Source organism: Vibrio sp. 10N.261.51.F11 (genome assembly GCF_041471665.1).
Taxonomy (GTDB): Bacteria; Pseudomonadota; Gammaproteobacteria; order Enterobacterales; family Vibrionaceae; genus Vibrio; species Vibrio crassostreae_C.
In genome coordinates this window covers 204,259-210,706 of record NZ_JBFROW010000037.1, presented here as the reverse complement: position 1 = coordinate 210,706, position 6,448 = coordinate 204,259, and the positions used below count along the sequence as shown (strand labels likewise).

4 protein-coding genes are annotated in these 6,448 nt (G+C 42.8%); 2 read left to right on the top strand and 2 right to left on the bottom strand.

From position 1 onward, the window contains the following. Positions 1–927: 927 nt before the first annotated feature. Positions 928–1,704 carry a hypothetical protein gene (locus AB4351_RS13515; protein WP_372126273.1) on the top strand — a complete coding sequence of 259 codons (777 nt, stop codon included), beginning with the start codon at positions 928–930 and terminating at the stop codon, positions 1,702–1,704. Between the two features lie 263 nt (positions 1,705–1,967). Here AB4351_RS13515 and AB4351_RS13510 read toward each other — a convergent pair whose 3' ends face one another. Continuing rightward, complete coding sequence (locus AB4351_RS13510; RefSeq protein WP_372126271.1) at positions 1,968–3,440, bottom strand: carboxypeptidase M32; 1,473 nt, start codon at positions 3,438–3,440, stop codon at positions 1,968–1,970. A 296-nt stretch (positions 3,441–3,736) separates the two neighbouring features. Here AB4351_RS13510 and AB4351_RS13505 point away from each other — a divergent pair, with 296 nt between their 5' ends. Next, on the top strand, positions 3,737–4,372 hold the full coding sequence (locus AB4351_RS13505) for a LysE family translocator (protein ID WP_017058961.1): 636 nt from the start codon (positions 3,737–3,739) through the stop codon (positions 4,370–4,372). A gap of 106 nt (positions 4,373–4,478) precedes the next feature. On the opposite strand, the gene AB4351_RS13500 is transcribed toward AB4351_RS13505, so the two are convergent. Then, the gene (locus AB4351_RS13500; protein ID WP_017069347.1) at positions 4,479–5,954 is read right to left on the bottom strand and encodes an aerolysin family beta-barrel pore-forming toxin; all 1,476 of its coding nucleotides are present in this window, start codon (positions 5,952–5,954) and stop codon (positions 4,479–4,481) included. Positions 5,955–6,448: the final 494 nt, after the last annotated feature.

Here is a 6,448-nt window from a genome sequence, read left to right as displayed (position 1 = left end):
TTGAATTACGCAACAAAGCCGAGTATAGCGAAGAGGCCCATTTTAAGTGGTTTCAGCGCAAGGGCTGTGGATATGATCTTTGTATTAAATACCGAGCTGAGGAGCTGTTTTTCGAAATAGCAGATAGATTGCGGTTTCGAATACCATGGCAACGAGAGTTCTTCATTGGAAAGCCAATCTACAATAATGGGAATGTAGACCTAAGAAGGGATTCGTATCATCCTTGCCACAAATATTTTTTCAAAAGCAGAGAGTTAGCTTGGGAGAAAGAGTATAGGCTTGTATGTAGCACTCCATACCTTAAAGGTCATCAGCCAAAATCAGTATTTCCAATAGCGTTGAAAACAAGAGACATGATTGAGGACGTCATACATCTTCAAGCACGTACATAACTAAGGGAGTAAATACAGTGAATTTTCCGTCAATTGAGAACTGGAAATGGTGGCACAATTTAACTGCGATGGGATTAATTGGGTTGCTTGTTATTTTCCCTATATTAAAGCATCCATCTTGGATATCAGCATCAGTAGCTTGTCTTCTTTTTAGTATTGCAGGGAATACATCAACTGAACGAGTGAGAGACCCTGAAAATTGGAAACGTCATACCAAGTGGAAACACACGAAAATTGGATGGCTGTTCGTGATTTTAGGTCTTATTGCAATGCTATCGACGGTTTTTCTTGTGGTTCCCTTATAAAACAGATCTGTAACAGCAGACACTTCACTAAGCGACTTTACGATACTCAGTTAATCTAATACGTATTTTGGTCTCTTACGGAATTTTTCTGTAATTCGCCCCCGTAATCATATGCCGATTCACACAACAGGTTGATACCAGTTGAGTTTCATAACAAGTGGCAGCAACATAGACGGAATGCAAAGACGGAGAAAGTCTGTCTATAAAGCGTTAAATTACAAAGGTAGAATATGAATTGGCTAGTTTCTTTAAATGGTAATCGACAAGTTTTGTATGGGATGGCAAATTTTATGTCGTCACCTCATTTTAGCGTTTACGAAGACTCTGACGATCATCAATCAGAGGCATACTTTCTTAATTTTCCTCATATTCAAGGGAATAAAAATCTCACTGAAGTAGTATCTGCGATAAAGGGGTTAATACAACTTCTAAATGGGGCTTTAGCTATAGACTATGGTTTCAATAATTTTAGGCGCTACGGTCAAATATCTGTTGACCGAATCTTTAGCTCAGACAAGGATTATCCATCAGAGTCTGACTGGAGTCAGGAAGATTTCTCAAGTGAAGTGCCAGCCTCGAATCCCTTCATTGGAAATGAAGAACGTAGTAAATTCGATGCCCCTTTCAACCATAAAACTACAGCATATATTCAACTTTGTACCGAGCATGAAGATATCTTTAACTTACTGCGACAAGCTTCAGTAGGTTTTGATTGGCGTAACTTGTATTGTATTTGGGACACTATTTGCCACCACTGTGGCAATCAAAAAAATGCAATGTCAACATTGGGGCTTGATGAAGATAAAGTTAAGGCATTTACAGGTACTGCCAATAGCTTTGGTGTCTTAGGTATTGAGGCTAGGCATGGTGTGAAAGGTTGGGGAATTCCAAAAGAGACTGTAGACCTAAATGGGGCGATAGATACCGTTGATGATATCGTTTCCAAGTACCTTTCTAAGAACTACTGTCTGGGGTGCAAAAGAAAGGAATGGGAACAAGTAATTTAACAAACGTTTAAGGTTTCAAGATACTTTTTCTAATCTGAACGAAATGGTTTAGAGCAGCACACCTAAAACGTTTGTGTCCAGAACCTTCACAGATGGCACTTCGTAACTCAGAAGTGCCCCTTTTCTAGTTAGAACCAAAGCTACCCTTCAGCCATAATTGTGACTTTTGACTTACAATACTTGTACTATGCTTTTTTCAGCTTGGTTCTACTTACACAGCAAGCTCTGCAAGTAGAAACCTTCAATGTAGTTGGGCGTTTTATCTACAGATAACGACTTCTCAAATGGTCTTTGAAGTATTGCGCATTCAAGGTTTCGCCCGTTGCACCTTCCACCAAGTCATCAGTGGTCAGCAGGCTGCCTTTGCTCCAAATGTTTGATTCTAACCAAGTGAAGATAGGGGATAGGTCACCGCTTTCAATCACAGAGTTTATATCTACCGTTTTCTTCATTGAAGCCATGAACTGCGCCGCGTACATCGCACCTAATGTGTACGATGGGAAGTAACCAAATGCGCCGTCTGTCCAGTGGATGTCTTGCATACAGCCGTTAGTGAAGTTGCCTTGAGTGCTTAAACCAAGGTAAGACTGCATCTTGGTATTCCATAACTCTGGCACGTCAGTGTGTTTGATCTTGCCGTTGATCAAGTCACGCTCAATCTCGTAACGCAGGATAACGTGTGCAGGGTAGGTGAGTTCATCAGCATCGACACGGATGAAGTCTTTCTTCACGCGCGTGTAGATCTTCTGGAAGTTTTCTTTCTCAAATTCTGAGCCTGAGAATTGCTGACCAGCCAAGTTCGCTAAGTGTCCAATGAACGGGTCGCTGCGGCCGACTTGCATCTCGAAGAATAAAGATTGAGATTCATGAATGCCCATAGAACGAGCTTCCCCCGCTGGTTGTCCTGCTAGGTGTTTTGGTAAGCCTTGTTCGTAACGTGCGTGGCCTGTTTCATGCACAATACCCATTAAGCTTTGAACGAATTCCGCTTCGTCATAGCGTGTTGTGATACGCACGTCTGAAGGGACGCCGCCACAGAATGGGTGAACACTTTCATCCAATCGGCCGTGTTCAAAATCGAACTGAAGCAGCTTCATGACTTCTAAACCCAGTGCTTTCTGTTTCTCGGTCGAATAGATACCTGATGGTGCGTTAAATTGCTCGCTCGATTGTTTTTCGATCACTTCATCAATTAAACCTGGAAGCCAAGTTTTAACGTCTGCAAATAGGGTATCAAGTGAAGTAGAGCTGGTGCCCGGTTCATAAATATCCAGCATCGAATCATAAGGCGTTAGATTGGCTGCGTCTGCGCGAATCTGCGCTTCTTCACGAGAAAGCTCAACCACTTCACGCCAGTTCTTTTCGAATCCAACCCAGTCGTTGTTACCGCGTTGGCTACGCCACGCATGTTCACATTTTGAACCCGATAGAGATTTCGCTTCAACCAGTTTTTCTGGAAGTAGGTTTGCTTGTTGCCACTGGCGTTTTATTTCACGAAGTGACGATTGTTGCTCAGTGTTCAGCGCTTCATTTTCAGCGTCTGCAATCCAATCGCCAAGCTGTGGTTGAGTCATTAAGCCGTGAATATGAACAGAAAGCTCGGCCATCGCTTCACTACGAGCTTGGTTACCACCTGCTGGCATCATTGAAGCTTGGTCCCAACCACAAATAGAAGCTAGGTGTTGAAAGCGTGAACATTTTTGAGAGTGTTCGACTAGTTTTTTGAATGCGCTCATTTGACTACTCTTAATTTGGTTTCTTTAAATGATCCTTAGGGCTGCGTCAGCGTTAAGGTTCATCTCGTGTACTTTGATTATGGCTTTGCTTTTTAATGACGCCGACCTTCGCAGTCGAAGATATAGCGAGAAAAGCATGAGGCGGTACGATGCCTTGAATTTACTATTTCTTAACAAATCAAACTGTTCTATTGTGCACAAAATCAGTGAGTTGTATAGCTGGTGGCAATTGTTGCTTGCGAATTGTTCAGATACACGGTATTGATGATAGATCGCTGAACAAAAATGACAATGATATGGATATTTTGAACTTTGAGGCATTTCTAATTGCCATCACTATTTTAACGCTAACGCCGGGCTTAGATACGGCTTTGGTGATTCGCAATACTAGCCGCTCTGGCTTAGCTGACGGTTGTATGACGAGCTTTGGTATTTGTAGCGGCTTGTATGTACACGCGTTTTTCTCTGCTGTGGGTATATCTGCAATCCTCGCCCAATCCGCTGAACTCTTTCAAGCCGTTAAGATGGTAGGTGCGGTTTACCTCATCTGGCTTGGCTTAAGCAGTTTGCGAGCATTGATGAAAAACGGTGGCGGTTTGAAGGTCGGAGAACAAGCTCAGCAGGCATACAGTGCAAAGCGTTCTTTGCGTGAAGGCTTTCTGTCTAACGTTCTTAACCCAAAAACAGCAGTTTTCTATCTGGCCTTTTTACCTCAATTTGTAAACCCTGAAGGTTCGCCTTTATTGCAATCTATGTTGATGGCTTCGGTACACTTTATGATTGCGATGGTATGGCAATGTGGTTTGGCTGGCGCTCTTAACTCGGCTAAAAATTTGCTCAAAAACGCGAGTTTTATGAAGTGGATGGAAGGCGTGACGGGCATGGTGCTGGTTGGGCTGGGTGTTAAGCTTCTGATGGAAGAGCCTGTGTAGTTCACCGTTTTCAGTTGAACATGAATATATGAAAGCCCACGATGTGTCGTGGGCTTTGTGCTTTATTACTGGTAGATCTTTGTACCGATCTTATTCAACAGCGCAGTTATTCAACGACGCTAATGTTCATCTCAGCACCTTCGAAACCTAAGTCACTCAACTCATCGGCGTTAAAGTTGGTGGTAACTTCGATGTCGCCAATGCGCTCAGTAGATTCGTTGACGGAATCAGTACTTCTTTTGCTGCGTAGATTGTTAGTAATTGGTGTTGCTTGTCCAATTTCGATAGTACCTGCAAATTGAGATTCAGCGTAGAAATCTCCAGACACGTAAGAGTGGAAGGGGCGTAAGCTTCCGCCAGTCGCGTATTGCATGCTTGATAAGCCAGCTTCTTTAATCGCCCAGCCCCAATCCCACCATTTAGTTTCACCTGGGATGTAACGGTGATCCCATTGGTAGCGAATGTCGGCAGATTCACTGCTGCCACGGCCCATAGTGAAGGTATGAGCCTTGTACGGGCGGTTATCTGGATGGGTATGCCATGCGTTGCCACCCCAACGAAGGAAGCCGTTGAATTCAACATCGTAGCTAATATCGGCGTTGAATCGGTACGGGTAAGAGATGCTTGAACGATACAGCTCAACTCGAATCGGTAGCTCCGAATTCGCAGGAACCATAGGACGAGCTTGAAGTGTTACTTGTTCGCTAGTGGAGTTGCCATTTGTTTCAGCGAAGCTTTGGTTAGCCTCGAACTTAACGGTGAGCTTAGTTTCGCCAACCAAAGGCCACTTGAAGGTGTTCTCTGTTTGAACGCTCTGTGAGAATCCGTAGCTGTTCGTTTTCGACCAGTTTGTTGATTCGTCTACTTTTAGGTCTACCACCACTTGTTGCGCGATGTTGCTGTTGTTTCTTGCCGTCGCGTAAACCGTTTTCACTAGTTCACGATCCGACTCGACAACATCACCATGCCAAAAGTTGTCGTCGTTAACGGTGTAGGCAAAATTGTCGACGGTGATTTTGGTTTTTTCATCACAACGATAGCCGCTACAAGAGCCATTGTTATTTCCTTGTATTACCCAACTGTTGCCAGAGCGCTTTATCGTCATGTCTTCGCCCACGTACTGACTGTTATTACCGCCAACCCAAGCGTAACCTAGGTTGTGGGCTAAGTAGCTTAATGGGCGTACAAAGTCGTTACGGTTGTTCACTAATTCATACTGAACATCGATTTCGCTGCCTTCCTGAACCGATTTGGCGGAATAGTTAGGGATTTCAGATTGGTCGTTGTTTGGGTAACAGAACGTTGACCCACTGCTTGATTGCTTAATTTCGCCATGATAACCCGGCCCCATGATTACCCAGTTTCCTTTTAACCCGGTGATCTGCCAAGTGCCCATGCGAGCGACCAAAGTACTCTTCTGCTCTTCTGCTTCATAACGGTCTATAGGACGATAACCAGAGCGACAGACATCTTCACCAAGTTGGTCAAACACTATTTGGTCTGGGTAAATCTTCGCATTTACACCGGTTGATAGAACAGACAACACTGCGGTTGCTAAGAGACTTCTGTTTACTGTGATCATTAACAATTCCCTCATTTGTAATTTTTCTATTTTGATAATGTTTTGTGTGCCGTGCAGTTAACAAGACAAGTTCACTTTTTCATGTTGATAAATAGATAGATACTGAAAAGGGTTGAATTAAATTACCCAGTTAATTCAATGGCTTGTATTGTCATTAGTGTTTTTACGGTGAAAGAGTATGCAACTGAACGTAAATTGTTTGATGGGGCTCAAACCGTTTTTAGAAAAATGAAGGCCCATTATTCGGGCTTAGACGTCAAAATTATTTGACGTTATTTTTGGCGTTTGTATGAATGGTTAATTAGAAGAACAGGTATAACCATTCACAATACTCGTAGTTTTAAGGTGGGCAGGTAGTGAGTGACAAAGAGTAAAAATCTAACTTGAATATTTTGCTTTGCTATCGGTTTTAAAATGCAAACACTTAAAGTAAGGAAGACTGTAATAATTGTATTACTAATAAAATAATGAAAATAACCATCCGTTTTTTATGT

Excerpts from the sequence above, each read along its gene's own strand:
- AB4351_RS13500 (WP_017069347.1), bottom strand. The coding sequence starts at position 5,954 with ATGATCACAGTAAACAGAAGTCTCTTAGCAACCGCAGTGTTGTCTGTT.
- AB4351_RS13515 (WP_372126273.1), top strand. The coding sequence starts at position 928 with ATGAATTGGCTAGTTTCTTTAAATGGTAATCGACAAGTTTTGTATGGG.
- AB4351_RS13505 (WP_017058961.1), top strand. The coding sequence starts at position 3,737 with ATGGATATTTTGAACTTTGAGGCATTTCTAATTGCCATCACTATTTTA.
- AB4351_RS13510 (WP_372126271.1), bottom strand. The coding sequence starts at position 3,440 with ATGAGCGCATTCAAAAAACTAGTCGAACACTCTCAAAAATGTTCACGC.